The sequence below is a fragment of the Vibrio sp. YMD68 genome (assembly GCF_029958905.1).
GTDB lineage: Bacteria > Pseudomonadota > Gammaproteobacteria > Enterobacterales > Vibrionaceae > Vibrio.
On the sequence record NZ_CP124614.1, the window covers coordinates 2,649,964 to 2,670,841 of the forward strand.

General features: G+C 42.6%; 16 protein-coding genes and 1 pseudogene. 13 read left to right on the forward strand and 4 right to left on the reverse strand.

Annotated elements, in window-relative coordinates; genetic code table 11:
- Nucleotides 1–11: 11 nt before the first annotated feature.
- A complete protein-coding gene (locus QF117_RS18040; RefSeq protein WP_282387367.1) occupies nucleotides 12–464 on the forward strand; it encodes a hypothetical protein in 453 nt (150 codons plus the stop codon).
- A 130-nt stretch (nucleotides 465–594) separates the two neighbouring features.
- Here the strand turns inward: QF117_RS18040 and QF117_RS18045 are convergent, their stop codons facing one another.
- A complete protein-coding gene (locus tag QF117_RS18045; RefSeq protein ID WP_282387369.1) occupies nucleotides 595–1,074 on the reverse strand; it encodes a putative 4-hydroxy-4-methyl-2-oxoglutarate aldolase in 480 nt (159 codons plus the stop codon).
- Nucleotides 1,075–1,551: 477 nt separating this feature from the next.
- Here QF117_RS18045 and arcA point away from each other — a divergent pair, with 477 nt between their 5' ends.
- Nucleotides 1,552–2,268 carry a two-component system response regulator ArcA gene (gene arcA, locus QF117_RS18050; protein ID WP_282387371.1) on the forward strand — a complete coding sequence of 239 codons (717 nt, stop codon included), beginning with the start codon at nucleotides 1,552–1,554 and terminating at the stop codon, nucleotides 2,266–2,268.
- Nucleotides 2,269–2,369: 101 nt separating this feature from the next.
- Here the strand turns inward: arcA and QF117_RS18055 are convergent, their stop codons facing one another.
- The 3 genes from QF117_RS18055 to QF117_RS18065 all read right to left on the reverse strand — a co-directional run bounded on the left by QF117_RS18055 (nucleotide 2,370) and on the right by QF117_RS18065 (nucleotide 6,336).
- The gene (locus QF117_RS18055) at nucleotides 2,370–2,825 is read right to left on the reverse strand and encodes a hypothetical protein (protein ID WP_282387372.1); all 456 of its coding nucleotides are present in this window, start codon (nucleotides 2,823–2,825) and stop codon (nucleotides 2,370–2,372) included.
- A gap of 5 nt (nucleotides 2,826–2,830) precedes the next feature.
- The gene (gene arcB / locus QF117_RS18060) at nucleotides 2,831–5,176 is read right to left on the reverse strand and encodes an aerobic respiration two-component sensor histidine kinase ArcB (RefSeq protein WP_282387374.1); all 2,346 of its coding nucleotides are present in this window, start codon (nucleotides 5,174–5,176) and stop codon (nucleotides 2,831–2,833) included.
- A gap of 215 nt (nucleotides 5,177–5,391) precedes the next feature.
- Entirely contained in the window at nucleotides 5,392–6,336 is a 945-nt protein-coding gene (locus tag QF117_RS18065) for a TIGR01212 family radical SAM protein (protein WP_282387376.1), read from the reverse strand.
- A 551-nt stretch (nucleotides 6,337–6,887) separates the two neighbouring features.
- On the opposite strand from QF117_RS18065, the gene gltB (QF117_RS18070) reads away from it, so the two are divergent.
- From gltB (QF117_RS18070) to QF117_RS18120, 11 genes and pseudogenes are all read left to right on the forward strand, one after another.
- On the forward strand, nucleotides 6,888–11,435 hold the full coding sequence (gene gltB, locus QF117_RS18070; protein WP_282387377.1) for a glutamate synthase large subunit: 4,548 nt from the start codon (nucleotides 6,888–6,890) through the stop codon (nucleotides 11,433–11,435).
- Nucleotides 11,435–12,904, forward strand: coding sequence for a glutamate synthase subunit beta (locus QF117_RS18075; RefSeq protein ID WP_282387378.1), 1,470 nt, complete (start codon nucleotides 11,435–11,437; stop codon nucleotides 12,902–12,904). The genes gltB (QF117_RS18070) and QF117_RS18075 overlap by 1 nt, the downstream gene beginning before the upstream one ends.
- 412 nt (nucleotides 12,905–13,316) lie before the next feature.
- Nucleotides 13,317–14,423, forward strand: a pseudogene (gene gltB / locus QF117_RS18080) (glutamate synthase large subunit); the annotation flags it as partial.
- Between the two features lie 1,309 nt (nucleotides 14,424–15,732).
- Nucleotides 15,733–16,014: a hypothetical protein gene (locus QF117_RS18085; protein WP_282387379.1), complete on the forward strand. Its 282-nt coding sequence runs from the start codon at nucleotides 15,733–15,735 to the stop codon at nucleotides 16,012–16,014.
- On the forward strand, nucleotides 16,004–16,333 hold the full coding sequence (locus QF117_RS18090; RefSeq protein ID WP_282387380.1) for a phage protein Gp27 family protein: 330 nt from the start codon (nucleotides 16,004–16,006) through the stop codon (nucleotides 16,331–16,333). The genes QF117_RS18085 and QF117_RS18090 overlap by 11 nt, the downstream gene beginning before the upstream one ends.
- Nucleotides 16,334–16,494: 161 nt before the next feature.
- Nucleotides 16,495–16,998 (forward strand): hypothetical protein, encoded by a 504-nt coding sequence (locus tag QF117_RS18095; protein ID WP_282387382.1) that lies wholly within the window; start codon nucleotides 16,495–16,497, stop codon nucleotides 16,996–16,998.
- A gap of 2 nt (nucleotides 16,999–17,000) precedes the next feature.
- Nucleotides 17,001–17,384: a Mor transcription activator family protein gene (locus QF117_RS18100; RefSeq protein ID WP_282387383.1), complete on the forward strand. Its 384-nt coding sequence runs from the start codon at nucleotides 17,001–17,003 to the stop codon at nucleotides 17,382–17,384.
- On the forward strand, nucleotides 17,385–17,756 hold the full coding sequence (locus QF117_RS18105) for a 6-phospho-beta-glucosidase (protein ID WP_272264588.1): 372 nt from the start codon (nucleotides 17,385–17,387) through the stop codon (nucleotides 17,754–17,756).
- A 110-nt stretch (nucleotides 17,757–17,866) separates the two neighbouring features.
- Nucleotides 17,867–18,691 (forward strand): phage protease, encoded by an 825-nt coding sequence (locus QF117_RS18110; protein ID WP_282387388.1) that lies wholly within the window; start codon nucleotides 17,867–17,869, stop codon nucleotides 18,689–18,691.
- 2 nt (nucleotides 18,692–18,693) lie between these two features.
- Complete coding sequence (locus QF117_RS18115) at nucleotides 18,694–19,596, forward strand: Mu-like prophage major head subunit gpT family protein (protein ID WP_282387390.1); 903 nt, start codon at nucleotides 18,694–18,696, stop codon at nucleotides 19,594–19,596.
- Between the two features lie 47 nt (nucleotides 19,597–19,643).
- A complete protein-coding gene (locus QF117_RS18120; protein ID WP_282387391.1) occupies nucleotides 19,644–20,855 on the forward strand; it encodes a phage tail tape measure protein in 1,212 nt (403 codons plus the stop codon).
- The last annotated feature ends 23 nt before the right edge of the window (nucleotides 20,856–20,878 follow it).

Here is a 20,878-nt window from a genome sequence, read left to right on the forward strand (position 1 = left end):
AGGAGTGGCCCATGAAGATACTATTCAGTCTTATCATGCTGACGTTCAGTTCTTATGTCGCTGCGTCTCCACTGCCCCCGCTTTCTAATGCGGCCTCTTCTCCCCATCGACTTTTTGTTACAAGCGAGCAAGGCTCCAACCAATTCGATTCCTGGAAAGTTGACACCGGTTACTCGTACAGCCTTTTCGATAACATTGATTTGTACGTCGGTACTCGTATAAACAATGCAGACAGTGATGGCAATGGCTTGTTAAGTGGTGTTAGTTATCAATTGACCAATCGAGTTTCTGTAAAAAGCTCTCTTCATTCTTATTCCGAAGTCGTCAATGACACGAAATCTGGTGCGCTTTCGGCAGAGGTCTCTAGCCGAATGCAGTTAACTGATAATATCGATTTGCATGCCACTCTCGATTATCAAGAGTGGCAACAGGGTATTGAGTTAGGTTTTGGATTTCGCTTTTAAACCTCAATATACGAATAACCCCGCTTCCCTTTGATTGAAAAATCAACACTCGCAGAGATACCAGCGACCTACAGAATAGTTGAGGCTAGTCGTGGCTTTGAGCTTTATTTCAAAGCCGATATTATGATGATTAGATCAGCTTCTCTTTTGATGTAATAACACCATTCCAATCCGCGTAGATGTAGTCCCCAGGCTGAATCATCTGGTTCTGTATCGATAAGGTTACGTTCACATCGCCCGCCCCTTTTTTCTCTGTTTTAAACGGACATGCACCTAACGCTTTGATGCCGAGATCCATCTGCGATAGCTGAGCAACATCTCTTACAGCACCAAAAATGATCACCCCTTCCCAACCATTTTCTATGGCGAGAATCGCGACTTGATCGCCCATCAACGCTTTCCGACAAGAATGGCTGCCATCAACAACCAATACTTTCCCTTTACCGTTTGTCGCCAAAACATCTCGAACTTTCGAATTGTCGTGGTAACAACGTACCGTTTCAATTTGGCCAAAAAAAGCATCTCTTAAACCAAAGTTTTGTAAGGGCTGCTCAATGAGAGTCACCTTATCTTCATACTGGTCACAAATATCCGGTGTTATATCGTTCATAGTTCCTCCATGATTAATGTTAATCCTTTGCCGCTTACTAGGACGATGGCTTGGTCAAGTCTTCCTCCAGAAATAAGGGCAACCTTGTTTAATTCCGATGTGCATCTTGGCAGAAAGACAAAAAAACAGCACAAAACAATGCACTTAGATTCATAATAAGCTTAACAACTGAACCCCATTACTATTAATATTTGTTACATTTGAACTCTTGATGTAAATCAACAAAACTCAAGGAATTAACATTCAGTCATTGTTAGCATGCTGTTAAAAATATAAAATCTGCGGCATAGACTAATAGAGTTAGCAGAAGGGATAAGGAAATTCTACCCACAAATTGTGGCACTAAGGATAGTCGGCAGCGGTAGTATTATTTTTAATAACTTTAGTTTATTATTAAAAATTAATTAACTACATGTAATTTTTTTGCCTAGTATTTAACCTATTAGCACAATTTTATCACAAGTTTAGGTACCGACAATGCAAACCCCGCAGATCCTTATCGTTGAAGATGAACAAGTAACTCGTAACACTCTTAAGAGTATTTTTGAAGCAGAGGGATACGCTGTTTTTGAAGCCAGTGACGGTGAAGAGATGCACCAAGTTCTGTCTGATAATCAAGTTAACTTGGTTATTATGGATATCAACCTTCCAGGCAAAAATGGACTTTTACTTGCTAGAGAACTACGTGAACAAGCAAACGTAGCGTTGATGTTTTTGACCGGACGCGACAATGAAGTTGATAAGATTTTAGGTCTTGAAATTGGTGCTGATGATTACATTACAAAACCTTTTAACCCTAGAGAGCTAACAATACGTGCTCGTAACCTTTTAAGCCGCTCAATGAACGCTAGCGATGTACAAGAAGAAAAGCGCAGCGTAGAAAAATATGAGTTTAACGGTTGGGTACTAGACATTAACAGCCGCTCTCTAGTAAGCCCAAGTGGCGACGGCTACAAGCTTCCACGCTCAGAGTTCCGTGCGCTTCTGCACTTCTGTGAAAATCCGGGTAAGATTCAAACACGTGCAGATTTGTTGAAGAAAATGACCGGACGCGAATTAAAGCCGCACGATCGTACTGTTGACGTAACGATCAGACGTATTCGTAAACACTTCGAATCTGTTTCTGGTACGCCAGAGATCATTGCAACGATTCACGGTGAAGGTTACCGTTTCTGTGGTGACTTAGACGAATGATCGTCATTTAAGTGCATCAATAACAAGAAAGGCTTGCTATCGATAGCAAGCCTTTTTATTCCCAATTTGTCACGTTCAGACTACAACATTCGTCACGCTACTCAATAAACCATATCAATGTTCACATCGCGTTCAACCAACCACTGCTCTTGGCCATCGCTGCTGAGTTGCAATGCCACATCTACAGGAAGCGCAGGGTTAACGGGTAACTGCCAGACAAATGCGATCTCCCACTGTTTCGAGTTATGAGTGCGAATATCAAATTCTTCACTGCTGATCAGCCACTCTTCGCCGCCCTGTTTAATCGAGACACGATTAATATCTAACTCAGCCGGTAACTCGTCTTGAGATTCAATATAAATGGCAGCATGTAAATTCTCTTCTGACTGAGATGTTTCACCGATTGTTGGCATTCTATCGACCCAAAGTGAGCTTTTTAACTCAATCTGTGTTTGTGAAACGACCGTGGTGCTGCTTTCTTGCCAATTCACTTCCGTATTTTGACATCCGCCTAGCAGTATCAGTGTCAGCGATATCAATGTGATTTTTTTCATCATAATTATTACCTTTGAGTTAACCATTCTTTTAATATCTTAATATCATGCTGATATTCATTTTTAATCTCTTCCACCCAGTCAGAAATGTTCTCCCACCAAGTCACCCTTTCTGGTGATTGCGCTTTTTGCGCGATACTTTGAATGCGTTTCAAACCAACGGAGCCAGCGGCGCCTTTTATTTTATGGGCCTCAGAGACAATTCTGTCTTGGTCTTTTGCAATCATGTTTGAATCGAGAATTTCAATATAGCCAGGCATCATCTCTTCAAACATTTCAATACTATCAATAACTGGCTTGACCCCCACGATATCGACATAGGATTCTAACATAGTAAGATCGAGTAAAGTGCTGTAGGTATCGTCTGATACGATGCTTTCTTTAATCGGCTCAGAAGCCGCTGCATCACTCAATGAACATTCAGCCTGACACAATCGAGTAATGACATCTTGAATCGCTAACACGGAAAGTGGCTTACTCAGTGCCTCATCCATGCCTTTGTCTAAGTATTCCTTCTTATTCTTCAATACATTTGCTGTTAGGGCAACTAAAGGCGGTAAATCATCGTAAGTCTGTCGGTACGACTGAGCTACATCAAAACCCGTCATATCGGGTAATTGAATATCCAGTAAAACCAAATCAAAACACTCTGGATTGAAGGTATCAATAGCTTCTTCCCCTGTCATGGCTACCGTCACTTGGTGCCCAAGACTTTCTAGCAATGAACGGGCAACGGTGATATTTAACTCAATGTCTTCAACCATAAAGATATTCAAGCCAGGCTGCACAATAGGTGTGGCTTTATCTGTCGTTGAACCCTCTGCGAGAGGCACCGCCAACGTCACAGTAAACGTAGTGCCAAACCCTTCCTCACTCGATACCGATATATCGCCGTTCATCAATTTGATCAGCTGTTTGGAAACCGATAAACCAATCCCTGTTCCCACCGCATGTAGGTTATCCTTGCCCGACTTCACCTGATAGTACATGGCGAATATTTTATTGAGTTCACTCTCTGCAATGCCGATGCCCGTATCTTCTATCTCAATAACAATGTCAGCGTGATCATCAAAGCTTTCGGCACTCACCGTCATCACGACGCCACCTTCTTTGGTAAACTTCATCGCATTGCTAATAAGATTCCAAAGTACTTGTCGTAATCGTGTGCCATCGACTTGAATCGTCGAAGGAAGGGCACTTAATCTTTCCAGATCAAACCGAAGCCCCTTTTGTTCAGCCATAAGCGCAGAGATGCTTTCTATTTCAGCGATGAACTCTTCAAAATGAAGTGGCGTTGGCAGTAACTCTAATTTTCGGCGGTCAAACTTATCCATATCGATAATATCGCTGAAAATATGACCCAGTGTTATGGCACTCACATTGATTGTTTGCATGTATTTGCGTTGCTCTTTGTCTAATTGACTGTCTAGCAACATACGGCTTAAACCCACAATACCGTTGAGTGGTGTGCGCAGTTCGTGGCTGATGGTTGAAATGAACGTGGTTTTATCTCGGCTCGCTTTCTCTAGTGACTCTTCATGCTGTTTACGTTCGGTAATATCACGGCCAAATCCCACTAAACCTAAATGCGCACCCTCTTTGCTATAAAAAGGTACTTTTCTCAATTCAAAGTAGTTTTTTCTGCCATCGGGGTACTCCAACCATTGTTCATAAGTGATTGCTTGATTATCAAGAAAGACTTTCTGGTCGGTATCAATGATCTGTTCCGCTATCTCTTTGCTATATACGTCTCTTGGTGATAATCCAACCAACTCACTTTCTCTTTTACCGGTGAGCTCTTCCATCGCACGATTACAACCCGAGAATATGCCATCAGCATTACGATAGTAAATCAGATCGGGAGAGGCATCGATAAACGATCGTAATAGCGCGGTTCGCTCAGCAAGCTCGACTTGTGTTTTTTCTCGCTGATACACTTCATTTTCAAGATCATTGATCGCTTCTTTTCTCGCTTCTTCCGCTTTTATACGCTCTTCTATTTGTAAATTTAATTTTGCTATATTTTGTTGAAGGCGAAGGTTTAGCTCTTGATCTCGAGAGCGCATATCTTTTAATTTTGACACCAATTTTGACAAACGCTGGCGAGACTCTTCCAACTGATCAACTACAACAGAAAGAAAGTAGACAGCCCATGGTGTGATGATCAATCCGAAAAATACCGAACGGACAATATCGATATCGTCAACATGGCCGCTTAAGGCCAAAGTGATACCGACTTGAACCACAACGGCGAGAGCAACAAGAGCCATGGCGAGTAAGATAGAGAAACGAAGGATGCCCAGCTTGACGAGAAGGTCAACGTAATACTGAGCAAGATTTTTTATCGGTTTCATTAAAGAGGTCCTGCGTTAAGTAGCCATTTAGTCTACTCTTTTTAACCCGATTAGGTAAGCCAACTGCATCACAGCCTAGCCTCCCTATCCGGATAAAAATGAACCTCTTCGGCTATTTATGTCGTGACCGCTGTTGTGACTGCTACAGCTAAAGCTGAATGAATATAACGACAAATATTGAAGCGTGATGACAAGAGAGTAATATCAGACAACCCCTAATGATCGGCCAAGACAGGTTTCGAGTAGATAAATGGCTGATTCAGTAATGATCCTTGAGCGCCATCACGATCCAAAGCGCGACCAATTTCCGTCATCGCGAGCCAACGATTTTCGCACCATAAAGGGGCCAGTAATGTTGGTCGCCGGGCGGCGGAGGCTACACGGTGAAAGATGATGTCTGGTGGTGTCATACGGATAAGTTCGCTAGCGATAGATACGTAATCATCCAGCTCTGGCGCGGTCAATTTTCCAGCTTTCCACGCTTTCGCCATGGTGCTGCCTTCAACAATATGTAAGCCGTGCAGCTTTATTCCATCGGTTCCCACTTGAAGTACTTTTTCCAACGTTGCTAAATTGTCATCACGAGTTTCTTTAGGTAAACCGACAATCAGGTGCGTACATACCTTGATACCCAACGAACGAGCCCGTTTTGTTATCTCGGCGTAGCATTCAAAATCATGGCCTCGATTGATGTGTTTTAACGTTTTGTTGCTGGCGGTTTGCAACCCAAGCTCAAGCCAAATTTCATAACCTTTATTTACGTACTCAGACAGTAGGTCTAATACCGAATCAGGGACACAATCAGGGCGAGTTCCCACACACAAACCCACTATATCAGCTGCCTTGAGCGCTTCTTCATACATATTGCGAAGGACTTGTACTTCAGCGTACGTATTGGTGTAGGCTTGAAAATAAGCCAGATATTTACGAGCCCGCTTCACTTCTCCAGCACGATCTGTGAGTTGTTCCGCAATGCCTTTAACCAGTGTCTCCTCATCAACAAATGAAGACACATTGCAAAATGTACAGCCGCCTCGTCCAATCGTTCCATCTCTATTGGGGCAACTAAAGCCACCATGCAATGTTAGCTTGTGAACTTTTTCACCGTATCTGCGTTGTAAATCTTGACCAATGGTATTAACCAACTCATGTAACTGCATAAACCGACCGTATCTGTGTTTGCTCAAACGCTAGCAATCGAAACTATTATCAATTCGATTACTGAAAATTAATTACATCCCTGCAAGATAAAGTCACGCATATTAATGGCCTGCATATTGAGATTAACTATCAAAAATCAATAAACATGCAGAAATGTTGGTAAAAAAACCTCCTGTTGCACAAATGTTAACTATAATATGCATTTTTTAACTAAAAAAATGGTCTACAAGCGTCAGTTTTCATTGCAATGAGCCTCGACAAAATTGTAGGATACTTACACAATACCGCCTAATTTGTATTCTTAATTACACGATTAGTTGCGGATTAATCGGTGAATCCAACCTCCCACCTATATAAGTCACTGGATTGTGATTTGAAACAACTGGATATCACTAAGGAATGTTTTTCTCGCCATATATTTCAGCGAGAGACGGAAAGGACTCAGACCAATCACACTGGTTGGTTTAGATTCATAAAAATAAAGGAACAGACTCAACACTAAGTTGGACTTAGCGATGTTGCGTCGATATTAAACTGGAAGGATGTATCTATGGTAGATAGAGAGCAGAGTGCACAGGGCATGTATACTCCGGAATTGGAGCATGATGCGTGTGGTATCGGTTTTGTTGCTCACTTAAAAAACCGTAAATCTCATGATGTAGTAACTCAAGCACTCGATATGCTAGCGCGTATGGAACACCGTGGTGGTCAAGGTTGTGATCCTTGCTCAGGTGACGGTGCGGGTATTTTGCTGCAAAAGCCTCATGAATTTTTACTCGAAGAATCAGTATCGCTGGGTATCAAGCTACCTTCTTTCGAAAAATACGGTGTTGGTGTTGTACTTTTCCCTAAAGATGAACATAAACGCGCACAGTGTCGTGACATCCTTGAGCGTAATGCTCAACGCTTGGAACTGGAAGTTTTAGGCTACCGCGAACTGCCTACAGACAATTCTATGATTGGTGCTGATCCATTAAGCACTGAGCCTCAATTTGAACATGTCTTCATTTCAGGTGGTCCAAGTACTACACCTGAAGAACTAGAGCGTAAGCTTTATGTACTGCGTAACTATACCGTTCGAGTTTGTCTAGAAAGTGTGTCTAACATTGGGGATGATTTCTACATCAACTCAATGTCATACAAGACTCTGGTTTACAAAGGCCAGTTAACGACGGAACAGGTTCCTCAATATTTCCTGGATCTTCAAAATCCAACGATGGTAACCGCTTTAGCTTTGGTTCACTCTCGTTTCTCTACCAATACATTCCCTCGCTGGCGTCTAGCTCAACCTTTCCGTTACATCGCTCATAACGGCGAAATCAATACGGTTCGTGGTAACTTGAACTGGATGAAAGCCCGTGAAGCGATCATTGAATCTGATCTTTTCACCAAAGCTGAAATCGACATGCTTCTTCCTATTTGTCAGGAAGGCAGTTCAGATTCATCAAACTTTGATATGGCACTTGAGCTCCTAGTTTTATCTGGTCGTAGCCTGCCACATGCCTTGATGATGATGATTCCTGAAGCATGGCAAGAAAACAAAAACATGGATCCAACTCGTCGTGCGTTCTATCAATACCACGCGAACGTGATGGAACCGTGGGATGGCCCTGCGTCTGTTTGTTTCACTGATGGTGTTCAAGTTGGTGCAACGCTTGACCGTAACGGTCTGCGCCCTTCTCGCTACACAGTGACAAAAGACGACTTCCTAGTGATGGCGTCTGAGTCTGGCGTTGTTGAAATCGCACCAGAAAACGTTGAATACCGTGGTCGTTTGCAGCCTGGCCGTATCTTCGTTGCTGACTTAGAGCAAGGTCGTATCATTTCTGATGAAGAAGTGAAAGATGGCATCGCAAGTGCACAACCTTATGAAAAGTGGGTTGAAGAGAATCTTCTGAGCTTGAAAAAGCTGCCCGATGCAAGTAACGAATTTAACCAACCTTCTCCAGAAAAGCTTCTACACAAACAACAATCGTTTGGTGTGAGTTCTGAAGAAGTGAATGAGATCATTCTTCCTCTTGCGAAAACAGGCTACGAGCCACTTTCTGCAATGGGTGCTGACTGGCCGCTAGCGATTCTTTCCCATCAATCGCAACACCTTTCAAACTACTTCAAACAGTTGTTTGCACAAGTCACTAACCCACCGATCGACCCGATTCGTGAGCGTATGGTTATGTCTCTGAACACTTACCTAGGTAAAGATCAGAACCTACTGGCTGAAACACCTGAACACTGTCAAAAAGTAGAACTTGAATCTCCTGTTCTTTCTAACTCAGAGTTAGAAAAACTGCGTGCAATCGATAACGAGCATCTTCAATCGAAGACACTGGATATCGTATTCCAAGCAAATGGGGACGAAGGTAAGTTAGAGCGTGCGCTTAAGCGTATCTGCCAATATGCGGAAGACGCAGTGATTGATGGCTACTCTATCATTCTACTGACTGACCGTGCGGTTAACTCTAACCATGCTGCTATCCCAGCAATGCTTGCAGTTGGCGCAGTTCATCACCACTTAATCCGTAAAGGCCTACGTGCTAAGTGTGACATCGTTGTTGAAACGGGCGACGCTCGTGAAACACACCACTTTGCCACGCTTATCGGTTACGGTGCGAACGCAGTCAATCCATACCTCGTTATTGAAACGATTGTTGAATTGCAACGTATTAAGAAACTCGATCCAACCGTACACCCACGTGAGTTATTCGATAACTACCGTAAAGGCGTGAACGGTGGTCTACTGAAGATTTTCTCTAAGATGGGGATCTCTACGCTGCAGTCTTACCACGGTGCACAAATCTTTGAAGCACTTGGTATCAGCAAATCCGTAGTTGAAAAATACTTCACTGGTACTGTTTCACGTATCCAAGGTTTAACGATCGACGATATCGCGAAAGAAGTACTGGTTCGTCACCGTGTTGGTTACCCTGCTCGTGAAATCCCAGCTCAGATTCTTGATGTGGGTGGTGTTTACCAGTGGAAACAACGTGGCGAGAAACACTTATTTAATCCAGAAACGATTTCTCTACTTCAAGAGTCGACGCGTAACAAAGATTACGAACAGTTCAAGAAGTACGCAAAAGCCGTTGATGATCAAGGCGATAACGCAGCAACATTGCGTAGCCAATTAGCGTTCATTAAGAACCCAGCAGGCTCTATTCCTCTTGCAGAAGTAGAACCGATTGAAAAAATTCTGACTCGTTTTGCAACCGGTGCCATGAGCTTTGGTTCAATCTCGCATGAGGCTCACTCAACACTGGCTGTTGCCATGAACCGTATCGGTGCGAAATCTAACTCAGGCGAAGGGGGTGAAGACCCTGTTCGTTTCGAGCGTAAAGAAAATGGCGATTGGGAACGTTCAGCAATCAAGCAGGTTGCTTCGGGCCGTTTCGGTGTGACTTCTTACTACCTATCGAATGCTGATGAACTTCAGATTAAGATGGCTCAAGGCGCGAAACCTGGCGAAGGTGGTCAACTACCTGGCGATAAAGTCGATGACTGGATCGGTGCCACTCGTCACTCGACTCCGGGCGTAGGTCTTATTTCGCCACCGCCACACCACGATATCTACTCAATCGAAGATTTGGCTCAGCTTATCTACGATCTGAAAAACGCAAACCGTGCAGGCCGAGTGAACGTGAAACTCGTATCGGAAGCGGGCGTGGGTACGATCGCATCGGGTGTTGCTAAAGCGAAAGCTGATGTTGTTCTTATTGCTGGTTTTGATGGCGGTACGGGGGCATCACCAATGTCATCTATTCGTCACACCGGTCTTCCTTGGGAGCTTGGTCTAGCTGAAACTCACCAAACACTACTGAAAAACGGCTTACGTAACCGTATCGTTGTTCAGTCTGATGGTCAGATGAAAACCCCACGTGACCTTGCAGTAGCAACGTTACTTGGCGCTGAAGAATGGGGCGTAGCAACAGCAGCATTGGTTGTTGAAGGCTGTATCATGATGCGTAAGTGTCATAAGAATACCTGTCCTGTTGGTATTGCAACACAGAACAAAACACTGCGTGAGCGTTTTGATGGCCGCGTAGAAGACGTCGTGACTTTCTTCCAATACATGGCTGAAGGTTTACGTGAAGTGATGGCTGAACTCGGCTTCCGAACTATTGATGAAATGGTTGGTCAATCTCAGAAACTGAAAGTTCGTGAAGACATCGGTCACTGGAAATACAAAAACCTAGATCTGACGCCAGTTCTTCACATAGAACAAGCTCGTGCGGAAGATGGTGTGTATAACCAAACACAGCAAAATCACAACCTAGAAGATGTTCTAGACCGTAAGTTGATTCAAGCTGCAATTCCAGCACTTGAGAGAGGCGAAGGCGTGAATGCGACCTTCCCTATCATCAACACGGATCGCTCTGCGGGTACCATGCTGTCGAACGAAATCTCGAAGATCTACAAAGACCAAGGTCTACCACAACCAATGAACGTCAAGTTCCACGGCAGTGCCGGCCAATCTTTTGGTGCATTCCTGGCGAAAGGCGTAAAATTCGAAGTGGAAGGTGACGCGAACGATTACTGGGGTAAAGGTCTGTCTGGCGGTACGTTAGTACTGTATCCAGATGCCAAATCGACGATCGTCGCAGAAGATAACATCGTGGTGGGTAACGTCTGTTTCTACGGTGCGACGTCTGGTGAATCTTACATCCGCGGTATGGCTGGTGAACGTTTCTGTGTTCGTAACTCGGGCGCGAAAGTCGTTGTTGAAGGTGTCGGTGATCACGGCTGTGAATACATGACTGGCGGTGTCGCTGTTATTCTTGGTTCAACAGGTCGTAACTTTGCTGCCGGCATGAGTGGCGGTGTCGCTTATGTTTGGGACAAGGCAGGAGACTTCAATACTAAGTTAAACGCTGAACTTGTCGACCTAGATCCAATCGAAGCAGAAGATAAAACGCTGCTTAAAGAAATGCTAACTAAGCATGTTGAATTCACAGGAAGTGAAGTTGCTCAGTCTTTCTTAAACAACTTTGAGGCGAACATTGCGTCACTGGTGAAAGTCATGCCACGTGATTACAAAGCGGTTCTTCAAAGACGTAAAGCTGAAGCACAACAGGCACAAACGGAACAAGTGGAGGCAGTATAATGGGTAAGCCTACTGGATTTTTAGAACATGGTCGTGAGCTTCCAAAGAAGTTAGACCCATCAGTGCGTATTGAAGACAACAAAGAATTCGTTCTTAACGACGAATTTGGTGAGAAAATTGGTACGCAGGCCTCTCGTTGTATGGACTGTGGTGTTCCGTTTTGTCATAACGGATGCCCAATCGGTAACATTATTCCAGAATTTAACGATGCGGTTTACCGTGACAGCTGGGAAGAAGCTTGGAACATCTTAAGCTCAACCAATAATTTCCCTGAATTTACAGGTCGAGTGTGTCCTGCTCCTTGTGAAAGTGCTTGTGTACTGGGTATCAACCAAGACCCAATCACCATCTGCAACATCGAGAAAACCATTGTAGAAACTGCGTACCGTGAAGGGTACGCAAAACCGAAAACACCACGTTCTCGTACAGGAAAAACCATTGCAATTATCGGTTCTGGTCCTGCTGGTTTAGCCGCCGCTGAGCAGCTAAATAGTGCGGGTCACTCTGTGACAGTATTTGAACGTGACGAAAAAGTTGGCGGCCTACTTCGGTTCGGTATTCCAGATTTCAAACTGGGTATGGACGTGATTGATCGCAAAATCAATCTAATGGCAGAAGCGGGCGTTGAGTTTAAAGTTAACCAGCACATCGGTGTTGATGTTAACGCTCAACAGCTACGTCAAGAGTTTGATGTGGTATTGCTAACCGGTGGTTCTACGGTCCCACGCGACTTACCAATCCCAGGTCGTGAGCTGAAAGGCGTTCACTTTGCCATGGAGTTCCTTGGCCAAAATAACCGTCGTGCCAATGATCTCGACCTAAAAACGGAAGAGATTCACGCTAAAGATAAGCACGTTGTGGTTATCGGTGGTGGTGATACTGGTTCAGACTGTGTGGGGACATCAAACCGCCATAGAGCAGCAAGCATTACTCAGGTAGAGATCATGCCGGTCCCACCAGAAAAACGCCCTGCTAATATGCCTTGGCCTCAATATCCAATGATCATGAAAACGACCACTTCACATGAAGAAGGCTGTGAACGTCATTGGAATATTCTGACAAAAGAATTTATCGGTAACGATAAAGGCGAAGTCACAGGTTTACGTATTGCAGACATTGTATGGCAAGACGCCAAACCAGGTGAGCGCCCAGGATTTGACGAAGTGGCTAACTCTGAGCGTGTGATTCCGTGTGATATGGCATTCCTAGCGATGGGCTTCTTGCACCCTGAGCCAACCGGTGTCCTAGCTCAGCTCGACATTAAACTGGATGATCGTGGTAACGTAGCTTCTGAAGGCTACGCAACCAACCAGAAAGGTGTTTTCGCTGCTGGTGATATGCGTACAGGCCAGTCTCTCGTAGTTCGTTGTATTAACGAAGGTCGTGAATGTGCCATTGCTATTGATAACTTCTTGATGGGTAACTCCAACTTAGAAGCGAAAGCCGATTCATTAATGCTCGCTAACTAGGCAAGCATTAATGAGGAGGTAATCACACGATTTCTGTCTGTTTACCTCTATCAGACCTATCACATCACTTATGATATTAAGCCAGCACTCGATGCTGGCTTTTTTTGTTTTTCCTCTCCCAAAAACACACAAATCATGTTAGTAAAATGTAAATAAACCATTCTTATCTTCATGAATTAAAAGTACATTATCAGAGTATTACGTGGTAAATCTCACTACAACATGATATTTATCCAATAACTTGACCTTTTTTACAATAACCTATATTTTGTGAATCAATCGATATCAGAATTGATAAAATTTGTTAACTCTAGAAGGCATTTGATTGCATATCTAAATACACTTATAACAACAATCATGAGTAGTTAGTCATTTACTGTCTGGATGACAGAGAAGCAAAGGGAGAATTGCAATGGCTTTATATGATCCAAGTCTTGAGAAAGATAACTGTGGGTTTGGTTTGATCGCGCATATGGAAGGCGAGCCAAGCCACAAACTCGTTCGCACCGCCATTTCTGCATTAGACCGCATGACCCACCGAGGTGGTATAGCCGCCGATGGAAAGACAGGAGATGGGTGTGGACTGCTGCTACAAAAACCCGACAGTTACCTGCGCCTCATCGCTGAAGAACAAGGCTTTAACCTCAGCCGTCAATACGCGATTGGGATGATCTTTTTTAGTCAAGACAGCAACAAATATGAGCGTGCCAAAGCAATCATCAACAGCGAACTGGCAAAAGAAACACTGACCGTCTCAGGTTGGCGCGTGGTGCCAACTAACTCAGACGTTCTCGGCCCTATCGCGAATGAATCCTTGCCCAACATCCAACAAGTCTTTGTTTCGGCTCCAGCGGGTTGGCGAGAAAGAGACATAGAAAGACGCTTGTACATCGCGCGTCGACGCATTGAAAAACAGATCACAGACGATAACGAGTTTTATATCTGTAGCTTATCAACACAAGTTATGGTGTATAAAGGGCTATGTATGCCGGCGGATCTTCCTCGGTTTTATCTCGATCTTGCCGATCTTAGAATGGAATCGGCCATTTGCTTATTCCACCAACGTTTCTCTACTAATACTCAGCCTCGCTGGCCATTAGCACAGCCTTTTCGCTACCTTGCTCATAATGGTGAGATCAATACCATTGAGGGTAATCGTCAATGGGCGAAAGCACGTGCTTATAAGTTTTCATCGCCACTGCTGCCAGATCTTCAAACCGCCGCTCCTTTTGTTAATGAAACAGGATCCGACTCATCTAGCCTAGATAACATGCTTGATCTCTTTTTAGCAGGAGGCATGGATGTATTCAGAGCAATGAGAATGCTTGTGCCGCCCGCTTGGCAAAACCACCCAGATATGGATCCTGATCTTCGCGCCTTCTATGATTTCAACTCCAAACACATGGAACCTTGGGATGGACCAGCAGGCATTGTTTTATCTGATGGGCGATACGCTGCCTGTAATCTCGACCGAAACGGTCTACGTCCAGCTCGCTATGTCTGTAAAGGGACTAGAGATATGAACAATGTAAGGAAGTTAGGGATTATCCCGATATCATAGGGATTGTCTCGGTATTATTTGTGCCTGTGATAGCCTTGTAGAGCCCGTGAGAAAAGGGTTGGCGGTGGTTTGGGTTGGTGGGCTTTAGGTATTTAAAAAAGATTGCCTTGCCTTTACATTAGCTTTTACTGAAATGAGCAATAACGGGACAAACGGACGAAAAGGGATGTTTTTAGCCTATCAAAGTGAGCACTTCATTAAGATGTCGCAATGTGTTTAAACCATGTTTAAATGACTGATTTTTAAAACAATAAAATATTTAAACGAGAATGAAAAAGCCAGAAATATGTACTTTAAACCCATCCAGATAAATCCCTATCGTCCGTTTCTGATATCAAGCGTCCATTTCTTTTAAGTTGCTGATTTATAACAATAAAATATCGTTCTCTATTTGATAGTGGTTGGTCTAGCAAAATCCCTTAAAATATAAATTGTTAAATTAATGTTAACGTTTCGGGCGCGTTAATTTAAACAAAGCTAGTTATTTTTCCTTTCTGAATATTGGTTTTACATTGGTTAAATATACACCCAATGGAGCCAAGGAAATGGGACGTTTATGTAAGGTTGACTACTTGCCAGATAGCCTCAGAACTAAGGTTATTCGTTTGATTCGAACCTTAAACCATGGTGAGGCATTAAGGGCTGTTAATTCTTTGATTGAAGAGCACGGCCTCCCTGATAGTTCAAAATTGACTAGATCATCACTTAGCCGATACCGAGTCGATAAGCTGCATATGTAGTATTGGTTGTTAGTTCAAAATTAACGCTCGATTAAGGAAGCTTAAAAGAAAGACCTCTTTCTTTTAAGTTTTATTTTCTAAGTTGTTGGATTTTATATGATTTAATTCGATTCCTCTGACTTTTGAAAGAAAGAGTAATCACTTAAAGGTGTTAGGTTGATGTAGGGTTTTAGGTGGAAGAAAAGCACCTAAAATTTGTCGTTATAAAATTAATGGTTTGTATTATTAATTTATATTGCTCATTTTGGTAGTCCGAAAGTTGTTGACGAACTGCAACCTTTCAAACTAAGATAAAAACACGCTAGCAAAATCTAGCGTCAGGATTGCAACCCTGTTATTATCTGAGGCGCACAATACACGCCTATGCGTGTTTTTTTATTTGTGCGTAAGCTTACTATGGTGGGCTTAGTGGAGCTAACTTCGGTTAGGCCGTTTCTTGGATACGGTTGTTGCAACTCTGCTAAGTTCGCCACCAGTGAGATTGCAACCTCCTGATGGCGATATATAAAATATCCAAGGAGGCCATCATGCCTAACACTAATCTAAACTCCGCAAAACTAAATCCAGAATCTATCTCACTAGACGAACTCTTTGACCTATCTGACGGTGTTCTAGCATCCCCAGAAAGACTACTTGATCTATTAGGCAATCTAAGCAGCCTAGTGGGTGAATATTCATCATTAGGTGGTGAACAGCGCATATCGGTTGGAGCTTTGGAACTGCTAAGTGGTTTGATTCACTTCGCTAACGGATTAAACTCTAAGTTAGACGCTTTAGCTGCTTTAGAGAGGGTTAGTCATGAAAAGTGAGCGATTAACTTCTAAAGAATCTTACGAGCTGGCTAACTTGGTTCGTAATATTGGTGTTAAAAATGTTTTGTTGATCCTTAGAAAAGCAGCATCACCGAAAAAAGCAAAGAGGCTTTATAAGGTTCAACAGCTACCAACTGATATTAGAGCGCGAGTGGCGGTAATGCTTTCATCAAGGCGGTACACTCAAAAAGATATTCTTTCTTATGTGAACAATGAAATTGAGCATAGAGGGTTAGCAGATAAGTTTAAGATCTCTCGAACCGCTTTTAATCGCTTTCTGAATGAAGAAATATATCCGAGCTTGTCAAACCAGTAAATATCGCTTACATTAAATACGCAGGTAACATTTATTCATCTTGTCGATGAAATTCAAAGCCCCTTTAAAGGGGCTTTTTCATATCTATAAAACCCCCATCCCACTATAACAATTTTTAAATAATCCGCGTTACTCCGTATTTATTAGGTATGTATATTAATATGGATTTATCAAAGCAAACGCGGACTTCCATAATGGCATGTGAAATAAATCAGAATATCTTGATGATGGGTTTCTTGCTTGATCGTTTTTTTGGTATCCAACCAACACCAGAGCTAGAAGCTGCATTAAAAGAAGATATGCTATCCATGTTCTCAGGTACTAAAGCTGATGAAACAGCCCAGATTTATTTTGGCAAGCTAAAAACATTCAAGGCTAATGTAACCGAGTTAATGATCGTTCAAGATTGTCTGGCTGGAAAAGGAGTGGCAAGCATTTCTAGTGAGTTCGGCATGAGTTCCCAATCAGTCTATCGGGTTTTAAAGAAGCACAAATGCAAACCTAAGAAAGTAACTCGACTTGTACATGGCTTCGCTTTCTATCATCGAACGGTTGAGCATGAGTTAATTAGGTTAATGCATGCAGACGGAGTTTCAATTAAAGATATAGCTCTGAATAAAAACATTAGAGAAACCACAGTAAAAGAAATATTAAGGGTTAAATAGCAATGTCGATTGAATGGTTAGATATAGCAAAAAAAGATACAGCCTTAGATGTTGTCATGGATTTAATTAAAATGAACCCATCCAAAACAAAAGTTTTTGATGAGTTTCTATCTCGCTCAAAAGAGTTCAATCTTGATGAAAGAGATACTGTTAAATTTATTTGCTTAATGGTTTCTGTGTTTGGTGGTAGTCAAATATATTTACCTAGTGATGATACATTTAAGCAAGCAGTGACATATAGACTTATTTATAAAGAGTTCAAAGGTAACAATGCTAACGAGTTATCTCGAAAATATGGAATGTCTGTTATTGCAATTCAAAGAGTTATTAAGGCTTGTAGAAAGGCTGACGCTGAAGTTAGAAAAGCAATGGGTGGAGTTAAGTAAATGTATTTACACAATCTAATAGACGGCGTTCTTATTAATGGCGAACTGGTTAAGACAGTATCAATAGAACCATTATCAAATTCATCTAGAAATACCGTAGTCGATTTAGTTGATGCTCAACACCAGCATCTAGTTAATATGCCCGAGTTCAAACCTGTCAATGACAAGCATACTCTAGCGATTAAGGGTTTAATGCTTCTTAATGAAAACGCAGCTGCTTCTATTAGTTGTCTTGGCAAGTATCGAGTCACTTTTACATATGATGATATTTGCGATTACAAGATAACGGCTCAAGACTGGAATGTAATTTTAACTGCAAGTATGGCGGTTTCAGAATTGCATTCAGGCAATAACGGGAAAATGCTCGCGTAGCGCGTTGTATTGAAGCTTTCCGATTTGGTTGAGCATTGGCTCAAAAGAAAATGTTTAAATCAATATAGAGCGATTTAAACGTAGTTTAAACATGGTATGAGGCTAAAGTTATGCCCGTTACAGCGTTATGTAAAGAATTAGACGAAAAAGCAAGTCAGTGGGTGCAGATTCTACCCAGTGGCCCTGACATCAAAGGTTTGGATGGTCGCAGTTGGGTTTTGAGAAATCCTAAAGCTATCCTACACGCCTTTCATGAAATGAAAGTCCCTATGGTTATTGACTACGAACATGGCCAAGAACTAAAGGCAACAAAAGGAGAAGAAGCTCCTGCTGCTGGTTGGATTGAAGAGTTAGAAATTCGCAACGGTGAAATATGGGCTAAAGCGGATTGGACGAAGAAAGCCGCAAGTGCAATTAACTCGCGCGAGTATCGTTTTTTATCACCTGCATTCAATTACAATGAAAGCAAAGAAGTTATTTCGTTATCTAGTGTCGGTTTAACCAATAAGCCAAACCTAGTAATGCAAGCTTTAAATAGCAGACAGAGCGAACCAGATAATAAATGGGAAAAACTATCAAAAGCCATTGGTTCTAATGTCACCTCTGATGATGAATTATTATCAGCTTTAAACTCTCGCGATAGTCAAGCCCAGAAAAAAGAAATTGAATCCTTAGTTGATGGTTATGTAAGTGATGCCGTATTTACACCAGCACAGCGTGATTTTTTAGTTGCTTGCTGTCATAGCCAAGGGATTGATGAGTTTAAAAAGTTTGCTGGTAGCACGTCTGGTTTTTCTTATTTAAATAAGAGTACCAATACGCCACATAAAACAAACCAAAGTTCATCGTCATTAAATGAAACACAATTAGCTGTCTGTCGAAATGTTGGAGTTTCCGAAGAACAGTTTTTAAATGTAAAGAATAAAGAGGTTTAACAATGCCAAATCCAATCGATATTAGTAATGTAGTCATTGAATCTAAAACCGCGTTTGCTGGTCGCTTTGACGCAGGCAAAGGAGGTGCAAAGCCTGATTACCCTATGATTGCTACTGTTCTTCCTTCCTCAGCTGGTGCAACTGGCTACGGTTGGTTGGGGGACTTCCCTCGCCTTAAAGAATGGATCGGTTCTCGCCAAATGAAGAACCTTAAAAAACACGGTTATAACATCGTAAACAAGATGTTTGAATCCTCAGTAGAAATTCCCCGTGTTGACTATGAAGATAATGACTATGGTCGCTATGGCATCATCTTTCAAGAGATGGGTTACGATGCCGAAATGTACCCAGATGAACATGTCTTTGGTTTGCTAAAAAATGGCTTTACAGAGATTTGTTATGACGGACAGCCGTTCTTTGATGCTGACCACCCGTCAGAAGATGGCGTAAATACGTTTTCAAATGTAATTGGTGATCCTGATACGGATACAGGTCAAGGCTGGTACATGTTAGACACTAGTCGCCCTCTTAAACCTTTAGTTTGGCAAGAGCGTTTAAAGCCAGAATTCCAGTCGGTGACTGACTCAACTGATTACAATGTTTTCACTACCGATAATTACGCTTTCGGTACTCGTGCTCGTGGGAACGCTGGCTATACATTCTGGCAAATGGCATTTGGTTCTAAAGCTGCTTTAACAGAAGCTAATTTTGAGTTGATGATGACCAAAATGATGGAACAGAAAGACAGTGAAGGAAGGTCGTTAAAGGTTAAACCTACCGTACTAGTCGTTCCCGTTGCTTATCGTTCTGCCGCTGAGAAGATCGTCTTGCGTCGTACTCTTGAGAACGGGGAAGACAACACCAACTATAAAGCGGTTGAGATTTTAGTTTCTCAAGATTTATAACATCAAAAAGGGCTAGCATTGGCTAGCCCTTTGCTTATGGGGGCGGTATGGCTCAAAAGTTAGAGACAGAGATTACATTAAACTTGGCGGGCAACTTAGCGGCAAAAGCTAGGCGTTATGGAAACTCTATGAGTGAGTTCGCTAAGAAAAATCAAAAGGCTATGACCCTAGTCAAAACCTCAACCGCCGCAGCTAGTCGAGGTATCGACGCTTTATTTAATCGATATGTAGGCATGGCTGCTGCACTTACTACAGGAGCGATTGCAAAAGGATTTGTTTCGTTAGATAGGCGATTAAGTCGCCTTGCAATTGCGGCAGAAGTCAGTAAAGAAAAAGCGTCTGAGCTATACGATGAAATCCAAAGGGTGAGTAACCTAGAAGGCATTAGAATAGACCCTAGTGAGTCACTGTCTGCAATCGAAGAAATCTTAACAAAGACAGGTGATTTGGGTTATGCCATGGAAAACCTTCCTAATATTGCAGCTGTGATTCAGGCGACAGGTGCGGCAGGCCAACAAGTCGGTGGGATATTTACCGAATTTAAGAAGCTTGCAATCGAAGGTTCGAAAGAAGCTATGGCAGCAATTGATGTGCTAAATAAACAAGGTAAAAGCGGTGCTTTTACTCTTGCTAGCATGGCTAACTCTGGCCCTCAAATATTCGCTGCTTATGCTGCTACTGGTAGACAAGGAGCAGAAGCCGTTACAGAGCTTGGGGCTGCGTTACAGGTTATTAGAGGTGGAGTGGGTAGTGATGAACAAGCCGTTACTGCATTCGAAGCTCTAATTCGTGATATTACCTCTCCAGATAGGGTTAAAAAGCTTCAGCAATTGGGCGGTATTAGTGTTTTTGATCAAGATAAGTTAAAAGATGGTATTGAGGTCATGCGCCCCCTTCCTTCAATTATGGAAGAAATTGTTAATAAGTCAGGTGGTATGTCAGAAAAGTTAGCAATGTTAAATTTAACTGATGAAGCAAAGCGAGCCTTGAACCCATTAATAGCCTTGTATAAAGATACAGGTTCAGCTAATGCCTTTAGCGGGTTTATGTCAATTGTCGGTGACGGCTCTGTTACTCTCGCAGATGCTGCTGTAGCGGCAGGTGATGCCGCTGCAAGTTTACAGCTTTTAGGAAATTCCTTTGATAAGTTTACTAATCAGAGGCTTGCTGAACCCATTCGTGAGCTTTCTGCCGCAATTAACAGTATTGACGATGACACCATTCAAAGCTGGTTAAAATGGGGTGAGACGGCAATTTAGGCTGTAGGTGGTTTAGTTGCGGC

Excerpts from the sequence above, each read along its gene's own strand:
- QF117_RS18040 (WP_282387367.1), top strand. The coding sequence starts at position 12 with ATGAAGATACTATTCAGTCTTATCATGCTGACGTTCAGTTCTTATGTC.
- QF117_RS18045 (WP_282387369.1), bottom strand. The coding sequence starts at position 1,074 with ATGAACGATATAACACCGGATATTTGTGACCAGTATGAAGATAAGGTG.
- arcA (WP_282387371.1), top strand. The coding sequence starts at position 1,552 with ATGCAAACCCCGCAGATCCTTATCGTTGAAGATGAACAAGTAACTCGT.
- QF117_RS18055 (WP_282387372.1), bottom strand. The coding sequence starts at position 2,825 with ATGATGAAAAAAATCACATTGATATCGCTGACACTGATACTGCTAGGC.
- arcB (WP_282387374.1), bottom strand. The coding sequence starts at position 5,176 with ATGAAACCGATAAAAAATCTTGCTCAGTATTACGTTGACCTTCTCGTC.
- QF117_RS18065 (WP_282387376.1), bottom strand. The coding sequence starts at position 6,336 with ATGCAGTTACATGAGTTGGTTAATACCATTGGTCAAGATTTACAACGC.
- gltB (WP_282387377.1), top strand. The coding sequence starts at position 6,888 with ATGGTAGATAGAGAGCAGAGTGCACAGGGCATGTATACTCCGGAATTG.
- QF117_RS18075 (WP_282387378.1), top strand. The coding sequence starts at position 11,435 with ATGGGTAAGCCTACTGGATTTTTAGAACATGGTCGTGAGCTTCCAAAG.
- QF117_RS18085 (WP_282387379.1), top strand. The coding sequence starts at position 15,733 with ATGCCTAACACTAATCTAAACTCCGCAAAACTAAATCCAGAATCTATC.
- QF117_RS18090 (WP_282387380.1), top strand. The coding sequence starts at position 16,004 with ATGAAAAGTGAGCGATTAACTTCTAAAGAATCTTACGAGCTGGCTAAC.
- QF117_RS18095 (WP_282387382.1), top strand. The coding sequence starts at position 16,495 with ATGGATTTATCAAAGCAAACGCGGACTTCCATAATGGCATGTGAAATA.
- QF117_RS18100 (WP_282387383.1), top strand. The coding sequence starts at position 17,001 with ATGTCGATTGAATGGTTAGATATAGCAAAAAAAGATACAGCCTTAGAT.
- QF117_RS18105 (WP_272264588.1), top strand. The coding sequence starts at position 17,385 with ATGTATTTACACAATCTAATAGACGGCGTTCTTATTAATGGCGAACTG.
- QF117_RS18110 (WP_282387388.1), top strand. The coding sequence starts at position 17,867 with ATGCCCGTTACAGCGTTATGTAAAGAATTAGACGAAAAAGCAAGTCAG.
- QF117_RS18115 (WP_282387390.1), top strand. The coding sequence starts at position 18,694 with ATGCCAAATCCAATCGATATTAGTAATGTAGTCATTGAATCTAAAACC.
- QF117_RS18120 (WP_282387391.1), top strand. The coding sequence starts at position 19,644 with ATGGCTCAAAAGTTAGAGACAGAGATTACATTAAACTTGGCGGGCAAC.